Consider the following 19,865-nt stretch of genomic DNA (forward strand, 5'->3'; position numbering starts at 1 on the left):
CTCGAGCGCTCAGCGGCGCCGGTCCAGAGCCGCCCGGAGGTACGGAGCGGTGCGACTGCCCGCGGCCTCGGCGACCTCCTCCGGAGTGCCCGTCGCGACCACCGAGCCGCCGGCCCGGCCCGCCCCCGGGCCGAGGTCCACGACCCAGTCCGCGTCGGCGACGACGCGCATGTCGTGCTCGACGACGATCACCGTGTTGCCCGCGTCGACCAGGTGCTGCAGGTGCTCGAGCAGGCGGTCGGCGTCGGCGGGGTGCAGGCCCGACGTCGGCTCGTCGAGCAGGTAGAGCGTGTCCCCGCGCTGGGCGCGACGCAGCTCCGAGGCGAGCTTCACCCGCTGCGCCTCTCCCCCGGACAGCTCGGGCGCCGGCTGGCCGAGCGAGACGTAGCCGAGCCCCACGTCCACCAGCGCGTCGAGGTGGCGGGCGACCTCGCGGTCCTCGGCGAAGGCCTCGCGCGCATCGGCGACGCTCAGCGCGAGGACGTCGGCGATCGTCCGGCCGCCCAGGGTGACCTCGAGCGTCTCGTCGTTGTACCGGGTGCCGCCGCACGCCGAGCAGGGCGCCTCGACGGTCGGGAGGAACAGCAGCTCCACCTCCACGGAGCCCTCGCCCTTGCAGACGGGGCAGCGCCCGCTGGGCAGGTTGAAGGAGAAGCGGCTCGCCGAGAAGCGGCGGCGCTTCGCCTCCGGAGTGGCCGCGAAGAGCGTCCGCACCCGGTCGAACAAGCCCGTGTACGTCGCGACGTTCGAGCGCGAGGTCCGGCCGATCGGGGTCTGGGTCACCTGCACCACCCGGCGCAGGCGGTCCGCGGGCCCGGAGGCGGTGCCGCGGGTCGCCGCCGCGGCCGCGTCGAGCAGCGGGTCCGCCTCCCCACCCTCCTCGGCCGGCGCGTCCTCGGCGACGTCGGCGCGGAGCGAGGCGCGCAGCAGATCGGGCAGCGCCTGGTTCACGAGCGTCGACTTGCCCGATCCGGAGACACCGGTGACCGCGGTGAGCACCCCGACCGGGAACGCGACGGAGAGGTCGTCGAGGGTGTGCCGCGAGACTCCGGCGAGCTCGATCCACTGCTCCGCGGTGCGGCGGGAGCGCAGCGGCGCCGGGTCGCCCTCGGGGAAGAGGTAGCGGCGGGTGACGGAGTCGCGGGCGCCCGGCAGGCCGTCGAGCGGGCCGGAGTAGACGACGGTGCCGCCCCCCGACCCCGCGCCCGGGCCGATGTCGACGATCCAGTCGGCCTCGCGGATGACGTCGAGGGAGTGCTCGACGAAGAAGACGGTGTTGCCGGTCGCCCGCAGGGTCCGCAGGATGCCGAGCAGCGCCTCCGTGTCGGCGGGGTGCAGGCCCGTGGACGGCTCGTCGAGCACGAAGACGACGCCGAAGAGGCGCGAGAGCACCTGCGTCGCGAGGCGCATCCGCTGGAGCTCCCCCGAGGAGAGCGTCGGCGTGGAGCGGTCGAGCGAGAGGTGGCCGAGGCCCAGGTCGACGATCGGCGCGAGGCGGGCGACGAGGTCCTCGACCAGCCGCTGCGCGGCCAGGCGGGTCTGCGGAGCGCCGTCGGCCGGGGTCCAGCCGGGCTCCAGCACGCGCCGCGCGACGACGACCAGCTCCTCGAGCGGGAGCGCTGACAGCTCGGTGATGTCGAGCCCCTCGAAGGTGACGGCGAGCGCGTCGGGCTTCAGCCTCCGGCCGCCGCACACCGGGCAGGCGACGCTGACGACGAACGAGGCCGCGCGCTCGCGCATCCGGGCGCTCTTCGAGCCGGCGAAGGTGTCGAGCACGTAGCGGCGCACCCCGAGGAACGTGCTCATGTAGCGCGGCTCGTCACCGGCGGCCACGGCCGCGCGCACCTCCGCGGGAGAGCGGTCGGTCCACACGGGAACCTGCGGGGAGTCAGGAGTGTGCAGGATCCAGTCGCGGTCCTCCGCGGGCAGGTCGCGCCACGGAGCGTCGATGTCGTGTCCGAGCGAGATCAGGCTGTCGCGCAGTTGCTTGCCGTGCCAGGCGGTCGGCCAGGCGGCGAGCGCCCCGTCGCGGATCGAGAGGGAGTCGTCCGGCACCATCAGCTCGTCGGGGACGTCGTAGACCCGGCCGATGCCGTGGCAGCCGGGGCACGCGCCCTGCACGGTGTTGGCCGAGAAGTCCTCTGCGAGCAGCATCGGCGCGCCCTCGGGGTAGGCGCCGATGCGCGAGAACACCATCCGCACCACGCTCGAGAGCGTCGTCGCACTGCCGACCGTGGAGCGGGCCGAGCCTCCGGAGCGCCGCTGCGGGAGGGCGACGGCCGGCGGCAGGCCCTCGATCGAGTCGACGTCCGGCACGCCGACCTGGTCGATCAGCCGCCGCGCGTAGGGGGCGACCGACTCGAAGTAGCGGCGCTGCGCCTCCGCGTAGAGCGTGCCGAAGGCGAGCGAGCTCTTGCCCGATCCGGAGACCCCCGTGAAGGCGACGAGGGCGTCGCGCGGCACGTCGACGTCGATGCTCCGGAGGTTGTTCTCGCGGGCGCCGCGCACGCGGACGTGGTCGAGGGGGTCGGTGGTTCCAGGCGCGCTCATCCGTACAGCCTGCCGTGCCGGGATGTGGGGCGGCCGCCGCGGAGCTCCGAGGCGCTCGACGCCGAGACGGCCCGCTCCCGGCCGAGGCACCGCAGTGGGGCGGTGTCTCGGCGGGGGCGGGCCGTCTCGGCGTCAGCGGCGCGCGTGCGTCAGCAGGTGCGCGCCGGGTAGGCCGCGGTCAGGGCGCCCGCGGTGAGCGAGGCGGCCGGGACCGAGGCCTGACGGGTGGTGAAGGCGGCCGAGGCGCTGGCGCCGGGGGCGGCGGTCAGCGTCTGCGAGGCGCCGAACGGCGAGCGGATGACGACCGAGAGGGGCGTCGTGCCCGTGTTCTTCACCACTCCGGTGAGGACGACCTTGCCCGCGACGCAGCGGGTGGACGCGGTGAGCGTCGAGGTCGGTGCCGTCACCACCACGGTCGCGGTGACCGTGACGGCCGTGGAGCTCGAGAGCCGACGGTCGGCGGCGTCGTAGGCCGTCGATCCGTTCGCGCCCACCCACTGGTTGTCGTTCGCACCGATCGTGCGGACGACTCCGGTGACGGAGTAGCGGCCGGGCGCCGTCGCCACCGCGGAGGTGTTCCAGGTGACCGGCTGCGAGGCGGTGCCCCGGTTGTAGGCGAGCACGACGTCGGCGCGGGCGGGCAGAGCCGCCGCGGCGTCGGTGCCGGAGGCGACCGTCACCTCGCCGAGGTCCGAGCGGACCGCGGAGGCGGCGTCGGCCGAGCGGACCTCGGCGTACTGCCCCGCGGTCAGCGAGACGATGCCGCCGTGCTTGGTCGACGAGGCGAGCGAGAAGCCCGGGTCGGTGAGCTGGGTCCAGCCCGTGTCGAGGTCGTTCGTCACCATCGGCTTGTAGCCGGTCGCGGGGATCACGTCGACGTACAGGTACCAGGTGTCCTCGCCGTGGTCCTTGAACACCGCGGGGCCCTCGACCCCACCGGGGTTGCCGCCGGACCACACCGCGCCGATGCGCGACTGGATCTGCGTCCACGAGGTCGTCGGCAGCCACCAGGTCGCCGAGGTGGTCGACTCCATGTAGATGCCCTTGCCGGTGCCGTTGTCCTTCGAGATCCGGTAGGTCGTGCCGGAGTCCTGGATCAGCGTGGTGTCGATCGTGTCGGCCCCGGTGTCGATGAAGGTGCCGCCGTACGAGTAGGTGGCCTGCGTGAAGTCCGTGGTCGCTCCCCAGAGCACGCGGGAGGATCCGGTGCCCGGCGTGTGCGCCGCGGTCGGGTAGACCGTCGAGGACCAGTAGACGACGAACGCGCCCTTGCCGGGTCCCGCGTAGTCCGGCACCCACGTGGCCTCGGGAGCCCACATCATGCCGGCCTCGAGCTTCTTCGTCCCCGCGGCGTCGAGCGCCACGTCGAACTGGCGGACGTCGCTCCACGACACGAGGTCGCTCGACTCCCAGACGTTCATCTTCGTGCTGCCCTTGGTGGTCCAGTAGCACCAGGTGTCGCAGGTGCTGGGGCCCCGGTCGCCGCCGAAGACGCGGAGGTCCGTGGCGATGATGTAGTACTTCTTCGTGTCGGGGTTGTAGGTCAGGTACGGGTCGCGGACACCGGTGGTGCCGAGGTCGGAGGCCAGGATCGGCTTCGCGCCGTTGAGCGGGTCCCACTTCTCCGGGTCGTCGCCGCGGGAGACGTCGAGGTAGATCTTCTCGGCGTAGCCCTGGGAGTCCTCGACGAAGTGGACCATCATGTAGCCGTAGGGGGTGTCGACGCCGACCTGCGGCTCGACCGTCACGGCGATCGAGCGGGTCTGCACGATTCCGCGGATCGACGCCGTCGCGGTGAGCGACGAGGTGCGCGCGGCCTGGCCCACGGCGGGGCGGTCGGCGCTGAGGGTGCGGCCGTCGGCCGAGACGCGCAGGGTCGGGTCGCTGGAGGACCAGGTCACCGCTCCCCCGTAGTCGGGCAGGTTGGTGGTCGAGTCGTCGACGGTGAGCGGGGCGACCCCGGCCAGCACGGCGGCGGCGATCGGGGAGAACGTGGAGGCGTGAGGCTTCGCGTCGACGCTGGACACGGCCACCACCTCCGCCCCGGTGAGCGCGCGGTCGTAGACGCGGAACGCCGAGACCTCGCCCGTGTAGAACGGGTCGGGGTACGGTGCTCGGCCGATCGTGTTCAGCGACTGGTCCGCCACCGACGAGGGGCGCAGAGCGGTGGGCGCCGAGGCGACCTGGACGCCGTCGACGAAGAACGAGATCGTGCCGGCGCTGCCGTCGATCACCGAGGTGAGGCTGTACCAGCGGTCGGCGGTCAGGGCGGAGGCGCTGCGGGCGTTGTTCTCGCCGTTCCCTCCGCTGGTCGTGATCGCGGTGCGCACCCGGTCGCGGACGGACGCGAACCAGTACTGGTTCGTGCTGTCGCTGCCGATGTTCCACAGGAAGTGGAAGTTCGAGAGCATCGACGCGTCGGCACGGGTCTCGATCGTGACGGTGGCCGACGAGCGGCCGGTCAGCAGGTTCGCGGGCAGCTGCACCCAGGGGGCGGTGGTGCTGCTCTTGGGGCCGCCGGTGAGGCGGAGCGACGTGCCGGTCCAGAGCGCGTCGGTCGCGTTGCGGACGGTGGCGGCTCCCACGCCCCCGCTCACGGTGTTCGGGACCGTGCTGCCGGCGGTCTGCGTGAACCGGTAGTCGGCGAGGAGGCCCTGCTGCGGGATCACGGCATCGGCCGCCTGCGCTGCCGGAGCCGGGGCGACGAGGCCCGAGAGCAGCACTGCTCCGAGGCCGAGCGCGGCGAGCGCGGCGCGCAGCGGCGCTCGCCGCGCGGGTGTGGTGGTGGGGGGCATGGTGCTCCTTCAGTGGAGTGGTGCGGTTCGGGGGGGGAGGGTCTCGGGGTGCCGGGTCGAGCAGCGCCGTCAGGGACGTGTCGGGACCTGTGTGCGGAGCGCGGGGGTCTCGATACGCCGCTGCACTGCTGCTCGACCGGCATGGAGGGGGCGGCTGCGCCGGCTGCTCGACCGGCAGGAGCATCAGCCGCAGGTGAGCGCGGGGTGGCTCGCGGTGACGGTCGCGGTGCGGCCGGCGTCGTCGGTGCCCGCGACGGCGACCGTCGTGGATCCGGCCGGGACGCTCGCCTGACGGGTCGTCACGGCGGTGGACGTGCTCACTCCGCCGGCGAGCGCGGTGACCCGCTTCGCCGCGGTGCCGGTGCCGATCGTGACGTCGACGGGCAGGTCGTCCGCGTTCCTCACGACCGTGGTGACGACGACCTTGCCGGCGACGCAACGCGCGGCCGAGGTCGCCGCCGGCTGCAGCGGCACCGTCGACGCCGGGGCGCCGAGCGAGACGCGGAAGCGCTGGCAGTCGTTGTTCAGGACGCTCCACTGCCCGATCCTGGTGCCGTTCTGCGCGGAGCAGTTCGACAGGTCGAGCGCCTTGCCGCTGTGCGCGGCCCGCAGCTCGACGGTGCCGTCGTTGCCCGGGCGGAGGCGCCAGCTGCTGCCCGTGACGCCGCACGCGCCCTGGGTGACGGTCGCGCCGTCGGCGGTGGAGCCTCCGGTGACCGCGAGGCACTTGGCTGCGGCCGAGACGGGGTGCATCTCGAGCGCGCCGTCGGCGGCGGAGCCGAAGGTGACGCGCTGGCAGGGCGAGCCGAGCCAGTCCTGCTGCTGGAGCAGGGCGCCGTCGGCCGTGGAGCAGTTCGGCAGGTCGAAGGACTTGCCGGTGACGAAGGACGTGACGGCGACGGGTCCGGCGGGGCGCAGCACCCACTCCTGAGCCGCGGCGGAGGTGGCGGCCGCCTGGCGGACGGTCGAGCCGGACGCCTCCAGCAGCTTGCCGCTCGTGCGGTTCGTCAGGGTCGAGTAGCCGCCGGTGGCCGGGGCGACCGTCCACTGCTGGCAGCTCGTGGTGAGCCACGCGGACTGCTGGAGCCCGGCGGTCCCGGTGGCGCAGCCGACCGGTCCGAGCGCCTTGCCGCTCGAGGCGTTCATCACGCGGAGGGTGCCCTCGCCGGTGGCGTCGAGCATCCAGTTCGCGCGCGGGGTGGAGCAGGAGCCCTGCACGACGCCGGCGCCGTCGCCGCTCTGCGCGGAGGAGACGGTGGCGCAGAGGCCGGTGCTGCGGCTGACGAGCTGCCACGGGGCGCCCTCGACGCGAGCGGTGATCGGGGCGTTCTCGCCGCTGGGGACGGGGATGCGGGCCGCGGTGCCGAGCGGAGCGCCGAAGTCGGGCTCGCCGGTCGCCGTCCACTCCACGATGTGCGCGCGGGCCGAGCGCTGGCGGCTGCAGCCGTCGTTCGGGCCGGGGTTCGCGTGGTACAGGTTCCAGGTCTCGGTGCCGTCGGGCGAGTCGAAGAAGTCGTTGTGACCGGTGCCGTACTCGCCGTTCGCCTTCGAGAAGACTGGTCCGTCGCTCTTGGTCCAGGAGGAGGCGAGAACCGGGTCGCCGGTGCCGTCGTACTCGAGGGTGCCCAGCTGGTAGTCCTCGGTGCCGCAGAAGCTCGCCGAGTAGACGATCCAGGTGCGGCCGTCCTTCTGCAGCGGGATCGGACCCTCGTTGACGGGCATGCCGATGGTCTCCCACGGCTCGACCGGCTCCGAGAGGACGGTGCCGGTACTGGTCGCGGTCCACGGGTCCGACATCCGGGCGATGTAGTTGCTCTGGAGGCCGTTGCCGGGCTGGAACTCGGACCAGGTCATGAACAGCTCGCCGTTCAGCTCCAGGTACGCGCCGTCGATGTTCCACCGGTCGGTCGGCACGGGGCGGCCCTTGTAGGTGTACGGGCCCATCGGGTCGTCCCCGGCGCTCTCGATCACCTGCAGGTGCTGGCCGTCGAAGTTCCCCGCGGTCCCCATCGTGTACATGAGGTACCAGCGCCAGCCGTTCGGGCCCTGGAGCCGCTGCAGCTCGGGCGCCCACATGTTGGCGTTCCGGCCGGGGTTCGTGTCGGTGTAGACGGTGGTCGGGGCGGTGGTGCCGAGCGCCGCGAGGGTGGGCGCCTTCCGCATCACGACGCGGTTGTCCCAGGTCGTCGCGACCATGTAGTAGTTGCCGTCGTGGAACTCGATCGTGGGATCGGCGGTGTCCGGAGCGATCGGGTTGGTGAAGGTCGGCTCGCCGAGGGCGACGGCCGGGGAGGCGGCAGTGAAGGGCAGGGCCACCACCGCGGCGAGCAGGATCAGCAGCCCGGCCGTGAGGCGGCGCCGGAGCCCCGCGGATCGGGGGCGCTCGGTGTCGGCGGGCGTCGGTGCGGTCGTCATCGTGACTCCATCGTCAGGGCGGCGTGGGGCCCGGAGGCGCACCGTGAGCGGCGCGCCCCCGGGGGCGGAGGGGCTCCGGAGACGCGCCGGAGGGCGCCGCGGAGAGAGGCCCGGTGGACCTCGGAGAAGGACTGGCCGTGCCTCGCAGGATCCGGCGCGACCTCCACCTCGAGGTCTCCGACGCCACCGGCCGCACGGTTTGTTCACGGTAACAGGGCGGTTGCGCAAACTCAACGGCCCCCGTCAGCGGGAGTGGCATCTCCTCACGGCACCTGCGGTCCCCGCGGTCGCGTTCCTAATGGAGGAAGGATTCGCAGCGCCTCACGGAGCGGCGGGGGCCAGGAGGGACGGATCGGACGTTAGTCCTGAGTCGTGACCAGCACTGCCGCCCCGAGCCGCCGTCCTCGGCCCGCCACCGCCGCTCCGCCCTCCGCCGCCGCTCCGCGCCACCGCCTCCGCTGTCAAGAGGGGAGAGACGGCCCGCGCCCCTCGCCTAGGGTGCCGGGATGCCCCGCACCCGGACGTCCCGCGCCGCCCTCGCCTGGCGGGAGGCGGTCACCGGCTCGCGCCTGATGCTCGCTCTCAAGACGGCGCTGGCGGTCGGCATCGCCTGGGCCGTCGCGCCGCTCGCTCCCGGAGTCGCGGAGCAGTACCCGTACTACGCGCCGCTCGGCGCCCTGGTCAGCATGTACCCGACCCTGATGGGCTCGGTCCGCACCGGACTGCAGACCCTGCTCGGCCTGGCGGCGGGGATCGGGCTCGCCGCCCTCGTGGTGGTCACCGTCGGCCCGACCTGGTGGACGATCCCGCTCGTCGTCGGGATCGGCGTGGTCCTCTCGGGGACGGGGTGGTTCGGCGCGGGCCGCGAGTACGTGCCGATGGCGGCCCTCTTCGTGCTGATCATCGGCGGGGCCGACGCCGAGGACTACTCCCTCGGCTACCTCGTGCAGATGGCGGTGGGCGTGGTGGTGGGGCTGCTGGTGAACGTGGTCGTCGCCCCCGGGCTCACCGTCGAGGCGGCGTCCGCCCGGGTGGACGCGTTCCAGCGCGAGCTCGCGGTGCACCTGCGCCAGCTGGCTGCCGCGCTCGAGGAGACGTGGCCGCCCGAGCACGAGGCGTGGGCGCGCAACGGCGAGGAGCTGGCCCGGACGGCGGAGGAGGTCCGCGCGGCCCTCGCGGACGCGGACGAGAGCCGCAAGGGCAACCCGCGCGCGCTGCTGCACCGGCGCGACTCCCGGCCCGACCACCTCCGCCTCGAGACGCTCGACGCGATCCTCTTCCACGTCCGCGATCTGAGCGGCGCCCTCGCGGACACCATCTGGGAGCGGCCGGGCGCGCTCCCGTTCGATCCGGCGCTCGGGCCGCCGCTGAGCGAGGCCTGCCGGGCGGTCGCCGACGCGATCGACCGCGACGACCGGGGCTCTCCCGCGACCCACCGGGCGATCGGAGGCGCGGCCCGTGCGATCCGGCACCTCGTGCAGGTCGTCGACGAGCGGACCGCCGCGACCTCCCGGACCCTCGGTCCCGGTGTCCTCGCGGCCATGCACCTCCGCCGCGTCCTGGTGCGCCTGCAGCACGACGGCGCGGAGCCGCAGGAGGAGTGAGGTCTGGCGCCTCCCGCCCCATACTGATATGGTGATGGGACATCAGGAGGACGGGGACGACGTGGAGCGGACGGTGACGACGACGAGCCTCCGTGGTCGCACGCCTGAGCGGGTGACCACGGAGGCTCGTCTGGCCTTCGGGCAGGCGCTACTCGCAGACGAAGAAGGCGACCTCCACGTAGCCCATCGTCTGCGAACGGGTGTCGACGTCGGAGGTCTCGACGGTCACGCCGGACGCGGCGAAGCTGCTGCCTCCTGCGCCCGTCGACGCGTTGGCCGCGTAGGAGCCGCCACCCCGCACCCACAGGGAGGTGCCGCCGCCGGCACCTCCGAAGTAGCCGCCGCCACCGCCACCGGACGCATAGGTCACCTGGCGGCTCGCGTTCGTCCTCGGTGCGCCGGCACCGCCGTCGCGCCCGGAGCCCGGGCTGCCGAGAACCGACTCGGTCACGTTCACCGTCGTCACACCGGGCTGCCCCGGCCCGGTCTGGCTTCCGCCGGTGCTCGGAGCCTGCTCGGTGGAGCCGGTGCTGCTGTCCGCGCGCGAGACGGCGCTGTCGTAGCCGGAGCCGCCGACGGGGCCGCCGGACCCCGCGTTCGGCCCGACGCGGGCGGACCGGGTGAAGTCGTTCGAGGTGAAGCCGGCTGCGCTACCGCCGCCGCCGCCCGCGATGACGAGCAGGGAGCCCGCGGCGGTGATCCCGCTGGCCCCGCCCCCTCCTCCGGAGCCGATGTAGCCCGGAGTGCCCGGAGCCCCGCCGTTGCCGAGCCCCCGGCCGCCGGCCTGGTTGCTGCCGCCCGAGCCCGCGGTGATGACGATCTCGGACGCTCCGCCGAGCGCGTCGACGGGGATGGTGCCCGTCACCCGCGCACCGGCGCTGGTGACGTCCGACCCGGTGCGGACGCCGCCGCCGTCTCCGCCGACCGCCGTGAAGCGGACCCACTGGGTTCCCGCGGGCACGGGGATCGTCCGGGCCGCGAGCGCGGTGGTCGAGGTGGCGTCGATGCGCTGCGCGTCCTGCAGGGCGCACTGGGGGGCGGTCGAGGCCGACGCCATCGGAGCGGCGATCGAGGCGGCCACAACAGGAATCGCCCATGCGGCGCCCTTCACCACGGTTCGGCGCTGGGTCAGACGATCGGGGGCGCCGGTCGGCGTGCTGGTGTCTTCGTTCTGCATCGGAGTCCTTCTGTCATCGTGCACCCCTGGGTATCGGGGGCAGAGTCGGGTGAGAGGCGCGGGAGGATGCCCGTGCCGCTCCGACAGAGTCGCCTGCTCCGCGACGGGGCACGCCGCTCGAGGCCGCTCTGGCGCGAACGTGCCCTGAGGCGGCGCGCCGCGCCTCCCGCGCCTCATCCTCAGCAGCTTCTCCGCACCGCCGACCAGTCGTCCACGACGTAGCGGATGCCCCGTCGGACTCGCCGATACGGACGCTCCGAGCGGGCGGCCCGACTCGCGAGCACCACGGACCGAGCGGCCCGGAGAGCCCGCGACGGGCGAGCGCAGAACCCGACGTCAGTCCGGCGCCGGCCCGCGACGGCCGAACGGGCAGCCCAGCGCCAGCCCGGCGTCAGCCCGCGTCGGCGAGCAGCGCCTCGCGGTCGAGCCGCTTCGCGTAGCAGCGGGCGCTCGGCTCGTCGCCCCAGTAGCCGTAGCCCGCGATCGGGTCGTAGCCGGCGCTCGCGTAGAGCGCCATCGCCTCCGGCTGCTCCGTGCCGGTGACCAGTCGGAGCAGCTCCACGCCCTCGCGGGCCGCCAGCCGCTCGACGCCGGCGAGCAGCACGCGGCTGAGCCCGCGGCCCCGCGCGGCGCTCACCACGAACATCCGCTTGATCTCGCCGATGCCGTCCTCGACCGCGAGCGCCACGCAGCCGACGAGCCCGCCGTCGACCTCGAGCAGCAGGGTCGGAGCGTCGGCGGGCGGACGCGGACCGGTGTCGTCGCCGCCGTAGCGGGCGAGGAGGTCGGCCTCCTGCAGGGCGAAGAGGTCCGTGGCTGCCGGGTCTCCGGCCGTGGTCTCGATCAGGCGGTGCACGGCACGATGCTACGGCGCGGCGGCGAGCCCCGCGGCGATCCCGGTCAGCTGCTCGAGCACGACCCGCACGGCCGAGCGCTCCAGCGTCTCGGGCCGGGCGAGGCAGTCGATGTGACGGCCGAGCCCCGGGATCCCGAGCGGCCGCAGCACCACCTCCGGCGTGCGCCGCAGGTCGGTCGTGTACCGCGGCAGCAGCGCCACGCCGTCGCCCGCCGACACGACCGCCGCCGCGACCAGGAAGTCGTTGATCCGGTGCGGGATGCGCGCGTCGCCGCCCGCGAGGACCGCGATGGCGTCGATCGCCCGCTCCAGGGGGAAGCCCTCGTGCACCGCGACCCACTCCTCGTCGCGGAGGTCGGCGGGACGGACGACGTCCTTCGCGGCGAGCGGATGGTCGCGCCGCAGCGCGAGGTCGAGCGGCTCGAATAGGAGGGGCGTGGAGCGCACGGTCCCGGGCCACTCGGCGCTGCCGGCGAGCCGGTGCGCGACGACCAGGTCGTGATCCGCGGTCAGCCCGGCGAAGGCGCTCTGCGCCACGTCGAAGTCGGCGAGCGCGACGCCCGGCCGACCCGGTGCGCGCAGCGCCTCCAGCAGCGGGCCGAACATCGCCAGCCCCGCGCTGTGGAACGCGGCGACCGAGACGGTGCCGCTCGGCTCACCCTCGAAGTCCGCGACCGCCCGGGCCGCGCGCTCGAGCGCCACCTCCACCTCGACCACGGCGGCCGCGAGAGCGCGGCCGGCGGGGGTCAGCGCAGTCCGGCGCCCGTCGCGGAAGGTCAGCGCCGTCGGCGTGCGGCGCTGCAGCGCGCTGATCTGCTGCGAGACGGAGGAGGGGGACACCCGCATCGCGGCGGCGACGGCGGCGATGCTCCCGCGCTCGCCGAGCTCCCGCAGAGCCCTGAGCTGTCCGAGTTCCATGAGTTCCAACTTACGCGTCGGCGAAGAAGATGCAGTCTTGTCCTGCGGGTCTCCGTGCCGCCACGATGAGCCGTGCGCGCTCTCCTCTCCCGCTTCCGGATCGACCTCCTCCTGCTCGTGGTCGCCGCCTCCTGGGGCTCGACCTACTTCGCGGCGAAGGAGCTCGTCACCGACTCCAGCGTGATGGCGCTGCTCGGCTCGCGGATGACCCTCGCCGCGCTGTGCCTGGCCGTGATCGTCGCAGCGCGGCGGCACCGGATCACCGCGGCGGAGTGGCGGGTCGGCGTGACCATCGGGGCGCTGCTCGCGACGATCTTCGCGCTCGAGACCTACGGCATCGCCGGCACCTCCGCCACCAACGCGGGCCTCATCATCAGCCTGACGATCGTGATCACGCCGATCCTCGACTCCGCCGTCTCGAAGCGCCGGCTCCCGGGCCGCTTCCTGCTCGCATGCCTCGTGGCGGTCGTCGGAGTCGCGCTGCTCGCGGGCAACGGCGCCCTCCGCCCGCTCTCCCCCGGCGACCTGCTGATCCTCGGCGCCGCCGTCGTGCGGGCCGTGCACGTCACGTCGATGCACCGCCTCTCGGCGCGGGCGCCGATGGACTCCCTCCGCCTGACCACGGTGCAGCTCGGCACCTGCGCCGTCGTGTTCAGCGCCGCGTCGCTCGTCGTCGGCGTGCCGATCCCCGAGTACGTCGCGGGACTCGACCCCGTGGGCGCCGGCCTGTTCCTCTACCTCGTCCTGGTCTGCACCGTCTTCGGCTTCCTCGTGCAGACGTGGGCGGTCCGCCGCACCTCCCCCTCCCGCGTCAGCCTCCTGCTGGGCACCGAGCCGGTGTGGGCCGCGGTCGTCGGAGTCGCGCTCGCCCGCGACCCGATCGCGCCGGTCGGCTTCCTCGGCATCGCGCTGATCCTCGCGGGCACGGCCTGGGGCCGCTCCCTCGAGCAGCGGACGACGCCCGACGTGCCGACCGCGGCGGCCGCTCCGGAGGCGCTGCTCGCCCCCGAGCCGGAGGACGAGCAACGGCGTCCCGTCGAGCGGTAGCCGGGTCAAGGGACTCGCGTGCGGCGCCCCGATGTGGGGGAATCGGGTCGGGAGGCGTCCGCCGCGGGCGCCGCCGGAGGAGGATCCATGTCGCTCAGCGTGCTGTTCATCGGCGGGACGGGCATCATCAGCGCCGCCTGCGTCCGCGAGGCGCTTCGGCTCGGCCACGACGTGACCGTGCTGAACCGGGGGCGGACGTCGCTCCGCCCGCTGCCCGAGGGCGTCCGCGAGGTGCAGGCCGACGGCCGCGACCGCGACTCCGTCACCGCCGCTCTCGGCGACCGGAGCTTCGACGCCGTGATCGACTTCATCGCCTTCACGCCCGAGCACGTGCAGCAGGACATCGACCTGTTCGCCGGCCGCACGGGCCAGTACGTCTTCATCAGCTCGGCCTCGGCCTACCAGAAGCCGCCGCGCAGCCTCCCGGTCACCGAGTCGACTCCGCTCCGGAACCCCTACTGGCAGTACTCCCGCGACAAGATCGCGTGCGAGGACCTGCTCGTGGCCGAGTACCGCGCGAGCGGCTTCCCGGTCACGATCGTCCGCCCCTCGCACACCTACGACCGCACCGCGCTGCCCGTCGACGGAGGCTGGACCGTCGTCGACCGGATGCGCCGCGGCCAGGAGGTGGTCGTCCTCGGCGACGGCACCTCGCTCTGGACACTCACGCACGCCGACGACGTCGCTGTCGGCCTGGTCGGTCTTCTCGGCGCCTCCGCCGCGATCGGCGAGGCGTTCCACATCACCGGCGACGAGACGCCGACCTGGGACGAGATCCACCGCGACCTCGCCGCGGCGGCCGGAGTCGAGCCGCGCCTCGTGCACGTCGCCTCCGACGCGATCGCCGCCGCCGACCCCGAGCTCGGTGCCGGGATCGTCGGCGACAAGGCGCACTCGATGGTGTTCGACAACGCGAAGATCCGCCGCCTCGTCCCGGCGTACTCCCCCTCGGTGCGCTTCAGCGACGGCGCCCGCGAGATCGTGGAGTGGTACGACGCCGACGAGTCGCGCCGCGTGGTCGACGAGCGGATGAACGGCCTGTTCGACGCGCTGATCGAGCGGTACCGGCCGCGCCCGCTGTGAGGGTCGGGCGGAGGGGGTGTGCGAGTCCGCCGGCTCCGCCCCTCCCGGCCGCTGCACCCCGCTCGGCTCCTCCGCCCGCGCCGGCGCCCCCGTTCAGCCGATCGGCTCGAGCCGCACCAGGAACCCGCCCGGCACTCCCGGCTGCAGCTCCTGGTACTCGGACGGCACGCGGTAGGAGCCCTCGCCGACCGCGGTCACGGTGAACGCGTCGTCCGTGCGGGTCCCCGCGAGGAAGACGGTGTAGACGTCGGTGCCGTCCTCGGTGGTGCGCTTCCCGGCCGCCGCGCCGACCCAGCGGTGCCCGCCCGGATCGGCCGTCGCCGTCTCCCCGAGGGTCGCGTCGATCGCGGCCGGGTCGACGCCCACAGTGCGGATCCCGTCCTGGCACTCGCGCCAGACGCCCGTGAATCCGGGGTCGGGGTCGGAGTAGCAGAACATCATCGACCCGTCGGGAGCGACGTGCAGGTCGCCGTAGCCGCCGACCACCGGCCCGGAGACGGGGGCGGCCGTGGGCCCGGTCGTCGGCTCGGGGTCGGTCGGCGCGGTGCACCCGGCGAGCGCGAGGACGAGCACCGCCACCGCTCCCGCTCGCCACCTCATGTGCGCAACCTACTGGAGCCGCGCCCCCGCCCGTCCGTGTGCCGGGCCGGGAGTCCGCCGGGAGCCGGCCCGCCCTCAGACCAGCCGGCGGCCGCTGAAGCGGTCGACGGAGGCGTCGTGGCGCATCGCCCGCTCGTACATCCGCCGGAACGGCTCGGTGAGCACGCCGTTCGTGCGGTCCAGCGAGTCCTGCCAGGCCACGATCTCCCCCAGCTGCGCGGCGAGATCCGCGCGGAGGGCCGCCTCGTCGACGGTGGTCGAGACGCCCTTCGAGACGACGATCCGGCCCGCGACGATCACGGTGTCGATCGACGAGCCGTTCTCGGAGTAGACGAGCTGGTTCTCGAGCCGCTGGCGCGGGGTGAAGTTCAGCGTCTCGAGGTCGTAGACGACGAGGTCGGCCTGCTTGCCGACCTCGATGCTGCCGGTGACGTCGTCGAGCACGGCGCTGCGCGCGCCTCCGATCGTGCCGGCGGTGAGCACCTCGGACACTGTCGGCCAGGTGGCGATGTCCGGATCCGTGACCTTGTGCAGGAGCGCCGCGGCCTTCACGACGTCGAGCATGCGCGGCGAGTCGCTGCTCGAGCAGCCGTCGGTGCCGAGGCCGAGGTTCACGCCCGCGTCGTGCAGCGCGCGCCACGGGGCGATGCCCGAGCCGAGCTTGAGGTTCGAGATCGGGTTGTGCGAGACGGACGTGCCGGCGGCGGCGATCCGCTCCATGTCGGAGTCGGTGAGCCAGATCCCGTGGGCGAAGGTCGTGTTCGGGGAGAGCGCGCCGATCCGCTCCATGTACTCGACCAGGGTCGAGCCGTAGGACAGCTCGCCGGTCACCAGCTGCGTCTTCGTCTCGAGGACGTGGATGTGGCACTCCGCCCCGTGCTCGAGCGCCAGCTCGGTCGCTCCCACGAGCAGCTCGGGCCCGCACCGCTGAGGAGCGGACGGGGCGACCATGTAGCGCAGCCGCCCGCCTCCCCTCCCGTGCTGGGTCGCGAACGCCTCGCGGCTGAAGGCGAGGTAGCCCTCCGTCGTCGGGCGCGACGCCGACCGCGCCTGGTCGAGGATCTCCGCGGGCACGTACTCCTCGAGGAACGGCATCGTCTCGTGGAAGGGCCTGCTGATCACGTGGCCCGAGATGTTGGCGCGGACTCCGATCTCGTCGTACGCGTCGAAGACCGCGGCGAGCTGCTCCGCGTCCTGGTCCGGGTTCTCGAGCACGTCGTCGACCAGGGTCGTGACCCCGGCCTTCAGCGATTCGAGGGCGAAGAGCGACGAGCGCAGCCGCACCAGATCCGGAGCGACGCGGCTGTTCCCGAGGATCGGGTACGACAGCAGCATCCACAGCTCGAGCGGCAGGTTGTCGTAGCGGCCCTTGTAGAGGTACTCCCACGAGTGGGTGTGGGCGTTGACGAAGCCGGGGACGACCAGGCGGTCGCGCCCGTCGATCACCTCGTCGCCCGGCTCGGGGACGAGGCCCGGGCCGATCGCGACGATCAGCTCGTCGACGATGCGGATGCTCGCCGTGATCGGGACGGCGCCCGAGACCGGGTCCATGGTGATCACGGCGGCGTCGGAGAGGAAGAGGGGCATGGCGGTTCCGTTCGTGGTGCGGGGTGGGACGGGGCGGGCCGGCTCGCGGGGGGCCGGCCCGCGGAGGGGCTCGGGCTCAGCCGCGGACGGGCTCGGGCTCCGCGGCGACCGGCGCGGCCGACTCCCGGCGCTCGACCCAGGCGGGAGCGTCCCGGCCGAGCAGGAGGTAGGCGATGCCGGCCGAGACTCCGCCCGCGAGCCACGAGACGTCGACGCCGCCGAGGGCGGTCGCGGCCGGACCCTGCAGGGCGGGCACCGAGCCGTTCATGAACAGCCAGGTCAGGGTCGCGCCGATCGCGAAGGAGAGCAGCGCCCGCCAGCGGACGTCCGGCAGCAGCGGCGAGCCGACCGGGGCGAACAGGTGCCCGAAGGAGCGGACGCGCGGCTCGAACACCGTGTAGTGCACCAGCACGATCGCACCCCAGGGGGCGACCCAGCCGACGAGGCCGACCAGCCACGCGTCGAGCGTGGTGGCGAGGTCGTCCTGGAAGACGAAGAACACCGCGGCCGCGAAGGCCAGCACGCCGACGATGAGGCTGAGCGCGCGGCGCCCGAGCCGGATGTCGAGGGCCTGGGTCGCCATGCCGAACGAGTAGATGTTCAGGACGTTGGTCGCGATCGGACCGTGCACCACCAGGAGCAGCACGGGGATCGCGAGGGCACCGAAGTTCTCGACGATCAGCTCCCCGGGATCCACGGAGCCGTTCTTCGTCGCGAGGGTCGCGCCGAGGACGCCGAGCCAGACCACCGGGATGAACTGGCCGAGGACGCTGGCGAGGTAGAGCCCCCGCTTCGAGGAGCGGGGTCCGACGAAGCGGGAGTAGTCGCCGGCGTAGGCGAGCCAGGTGAGGCCCCAGCCGATGCCGATGGCGGTCATCACGATGGACATGGCCGCGATGCGGTCGCCTCCGGTGAGCGCGCCCTCCGCGGGGCCGGCGTAGGACCAGTCGATGTCGAGGAAGAACCAGGCGACGACCGACATGATCGCCAGCACCAGGAGGGTCGGCGGCACGGTCCAGCGCTCGAAGGCGGCGATCGCGCGGTAGCCGAGGAAGGAGATCGCGACCTGCACCGCCATGATCACCGCCGCCACCGCGATCTTCCAGCCGACGTTCGCCTGCTCCGGGTCGACGACGCCGACGGAGCCGAGGAGCGCGATGACCAGGTCGAGGACGATCCAGGTGTTGATGGCGCACCAGCCGATCACGACCACGGCCTGGATCGCGGCCGGGACGTAGTTGCCGCGCCGGCCGAAGATCGCCCGTCCCACGAGCATTCCGGTCGCCCCCGTCCGCTGGCCGAGGAGGACGAAGAAGCCGAACACCGCCATCCCGACCACGTTGCCGAGCACGAGGACGGTGACGGTGTCCGCCAGGCCGAGGCCCATGTTCACGCCGAGGGCGCCGAGCACCCAGTTGATGGGGGCGATGTTGGCGCCGGCCCAGATCCAGAACTGCCCGTCGAGCCGGGCGGTGCGCCGGGAGTCGGGCAGGGGACTCAGCGCGTCCTCGGCGTCGGCGGTGCCGTGCAGGGTGTCGGTGCTCATGGCGGATCCTCTCGGGGAGGGGGATGAAGGGGAGGGCGGGGCGCCCGGTGAGGCTCCACTCTCGTGCGGACCCGTTTCGGGCGGCGCGTCCGCGTGTAAATTCGCCGTGACGCGAGAGGACGTTCTGTATGGCCTACCTGCTGTCGGACGCGATGCGGGATCCGCGCCTCGCCGCCATGCTCCCGGTGGTGGCCGCCGGGCACGCGGCCGCCGAGCGCGCCGTGATCCGCTGGGCCCACACGAGCGAGCAGCTCGACATCGCGCCCCTCCTCCTCGGAGGCGAGCTGCTCCTGATGGAGGGCGCGCTCCTCTCGACCGACCAGGACCCGGCGGAGTGCCGCGAGTACGTGCGGTCTCTGGTGGATGCGGGAGTCGGCGCCCTCGCTCTCGAGCTCTCGCCGCGCCTGCCCGCGGTGCCGCCGCCGATCGTCGCGGCGGCCGACGAGCTCGGCCTCCCCGTGCTCGCCCTGCCCCGGCGCGTCCCCTTCGTGCAGGTCTGCGAGAGCATCAACACCCACCTCACCGAGCAGAAGTTCCGGAGCATCCGACTGGCGGACAGAGTGTCCGGTCTGCTGGCCGACGCGGCCTCCGGGGACGCCGGTGTCGACGAGCTCCTGCAGGTCGTCGCCTCCGCGACGGGCGCCTCCGCCTCGCTCGTCTCGCTCACGGGCGACGAGATCGCCCGCGCCTCGCCCGGGCCGGGCGTCGACACGGAGCCGACGGCCGGGACGTTCTCGAACGTGCTGCACGCGGGCGACTCCCTCCTGGGCACCCTGCATCTGCGGGCCCACGCCGACGCCGACCTCCACGCCGTCGCCGTCGCGCTCGACCGGGCGCCGGACGTCCTCGCGATCGCCGTGCTCCGGCACCGCCCGCCGTCGGTCACCGAGCGGCTGACCGCCCAGCTCTTCGCGATCACGTCCGTCGAGCGTGCGGACCCGGCGGCCGACCTCCAGATCGACGCCTTCCTCGGCCGCCTAGGCGCCGGCTCCCGGGAGCGCTACCTCGGCGTCCGGGCCGACACCGGTCACGACGACCGGCGGCTCCGCGCTCTGCTCCGCCTCCTGACGGGCGCAGGAGCGGATCCCGGCCCGGTGCTCTGCGTGGTCGGCTCCGAGCTGCTGGCGCTGCTGCCGTTCGCCACCGCCGCCGCGATGGAGGAGGGCCGCGCGGAGCTGCTGCGCCTCGGCGCCGCCCTCGACTCGGACGCTCTGCTCTGCGTCGGCAGCGGGCTCGGCGGGCAGGAGCGGGTGCCGCGGGAGCTGGCGGAGGTGCGCGGCGCGCGCGAGTGGGCGCCCGCAGGCGGAGTCGTCGACTCGCGCCAGTACCGCCTGGAGCGGTTCGCGAGCTCCCTGCAGGACGATCCGGAGGCGGACGACCTCGTCGAGGAGGTGCTCGGGCCCCTGCGCGCCCAGCGCGGCGAGCTGCTCGCCACCCTCGAGGCCTTCGCGTCGCTGTGGGGGAGCAAGACGGCGACGGCGTCCGCGCTCGGCATCGGCCGGCAGACCCTCTACGACCGGCTCGCGCGGATCGAGGAGCTGATCGGCCCGCTCGACTCGTCGCCGGCCCGCGCCCGGGTCGTCATGACCGCCGTCTTCCTGCACCGGGCGCGCGCGGCGCTCCCGGCGGGCTCGCCTCCGGTCGGGCGGACGTTCCCGCCTCCCGCCGAACGCTGACGCGGCCGGAC

Annotated in this window: 13 protein-coding genes; 4 read left to right on the forward strand and 9 right to left on the reverse strand. The window is 73.8% G+C overall.

The window, feature by feature from the left end:
- Positions 1-9: 9 nt before the first annotated feature.
- The 3 genes from C5C25_RS05700 to C5C25_RS05710 form a co-directional block, all read right to left on the reverse strand.
- Positions 10-2,550, reverse strand: a complete 2,541-nt coding sequence (locus C5C25_RS05700) for an excinuclease ABC subunit UvrA (protein WP_104250005.1) — start codon at positions 2,548-2,550, stop codon at positions 10-12.
- Between the two features lie 149 nt (positions 2,551-2,699).
- Complete coding sequence (locus tag C5C25_RS05705) at positions 2,700-5,345, reverse strand: LamG-like jellyroll fold domain-containing protein (protein WP_104250006.1); 2,646 nt, start codon at positions 5,343-5,345, stop codon at positions 2,700-2,702.
- 183 nt (positions 5,346-5,528) lie between these two features.
- Entirely contained in the window at positions 5,529-7,760 is a 2,232-nt protein-coding gene (locus C5C25_RS05710; RefSeq protein WP_104250007.1) for a family 43 glycosylhydrolase, read from the reverse strand.
- 506 nt (positions 7,761-8,266) lie between these two features.
- Here C5C25_RS05710 and C5C25_RS05715 point away from each other — a divergent pair.
- The gene (locus C5C25_RS05715; RefSeq protein ID WP_104250008.1) at positions 8,267-9,364 is read left to right on the forward strand and encodes an aromatic acid exporter family protein; all 1,098 of its coding nucleotides are present in this window, start codon (positions 8,267-8,269) and stop codon (positions 9,362-9,364) included.
- A 148-nt stretch (positions 9,365-9,512) separates the two neighbouring features.
- Here C5C25_RS05715 and C5C25_RS05720 read toward each other — a convergent pair whose 3' ends face one another.
- The 3 genes from C5C25_RS05720 to C5C25_RS05730 all read right to left on the reverse strand — a co-directional run bounded on the left by C5C25_RS05720 (position 9,513) and on the right by C5C25_RS05730 (position 12,315).
- On the reverse strand, positions 9,513-10,541 hold the full coding sequence (locus C5C25_RS05720; protein ID WP_146079432.1) for a hypothetical protein: 1,029 nt from the start codon (positions 10,539-10,541) through the stop codon (positions 9,513-9,515).
- 391 nt (positions 10,542-10,932) lie between these two features.
- Complete coding sequence (locus C5C25_RS05725) at positions 10,933-11,397, reverse strand: GNAT family N-acetyltransferase (protein WP_104226986.1); 465 nt, start codon at positions 11,395-11,397, stop codon at positions 10,933-10,935.
- A gap of 9 nt (positions 11,398-11,406) precedes the next feature.
- The gene (locus C5C25_RS05730) at positions 11,407-12,315 is read right to left on the reverse strand and encodes a LysR family transcriptional regulator (RefSeq protein ID WP_104226987.1); all 909 of its coding nucleotides are present in this window, start codon (positions 12,313-12,315) and stop codon (positions 11,407-11,409) included.
- Between the two features lie 72 nt (positions 12,316-12,387).
- On the opposite strand from C5C25_RS05730, the gene C5C25_RS05735 reads away from it, so the two are divergent.
- Together C5C25_RS05735 and C5C25_RS05740 are read left to right on the forward strand one after the other, a co-directional pair.
- Positions 12,388-13,362 (forward strand): DMT family transporter, encoded by a 975-nt coding sequence (locus C5C25_RS05735; RefSeq protein ID WP_219814382.1) that lies wholly within the window; start codon positions 12,388-12,390, stop codon positions 13,360-13,362.
- An 87-nt stretch (positions 13,363-13,449) separates the two neighbouring features.
- Positions 13,450-14,445: an SDR family oxidoreductase gene (locus C5C25_RS05740; protein WP_104250010.1), complete on the forward strand. Its 996-nt coding sequence runs from the start codon at positions 13,450-13,452 to the stop codon at positions 14,443-14,445.
- 93 nt (positions 14,446-14,538) lie between these two features.
- On the opposite strand, the gene C5C25_RS05745 is transcribed toward C5C25_RS05740, so the two are convergent.
- From C5C25_RS05745 to C5C25_RS05755, 3 genes are all read right to left on the reverse strand, one after another.
- Positions 14,539-15,045 carry a hypothetical protein gene (locus tag C5C25_RS05745; RefSeq protein WP_146079433.1) on the reverse strand — a complete coding sequence of 169 codons (507 nt, stop codon included), beginning with the start codon at positions 15,043-15,045 and terminating at the stop codon, positions 14,539-14,541.
- 75 nt (positions 15,046-15,120) lie between these two features.
- The gene (locus C5C25_RS05750; protein ID WP_104250012.1) at positions 15,121-16,632 is read right to left on the reverse strand and encodes an amidohydrolase family protein; all 1,512 of its coding nucleotides are present in this window, start codon (positions 16,630-16,632) and stop codon (positions 15,121-15,123) included.
- A gap of 76 nt (positions 16,633-16,708) precedes the next feature.
- Positions 16,709-18,178: a cytosine permease gene (locus C5C25_RS05755; protein WP_104234359.1), complete on the reverse strand. Its 1,470-nt coding sequence runs from the start codon at positions 18,176-18,178 to the stop codon at positions 16,709-16,711.
- A 128-nt stretch (positions 18,179-18,306) separates the two neighbouring features.
- On the opposite strand from C5C25_RS05755, the gene C5C25_RS05760 reads away from it, so the two are divergent.
- Entirely contained in the window at positions 18,307-19,854 is a 1,548-nt protein-coding gene (locus tag C5C25_RS05760; RefSeq protein ID WP_104250013.1) for a PucR family transcriptional regulator, read from the forward strand.
- Positions 19,855-19,865: the final 11 nt, after the last annotated feature.

Source organism: Rathayibacter sp. AY2B9 (assembly GCF_002931595.1).
Taxonomy (GTDB): domain Bacteria; phylum Actinomycetota; class Actinomycetes; order Actinomycetales; family Microbacteriaceae; genus Rathayibacter.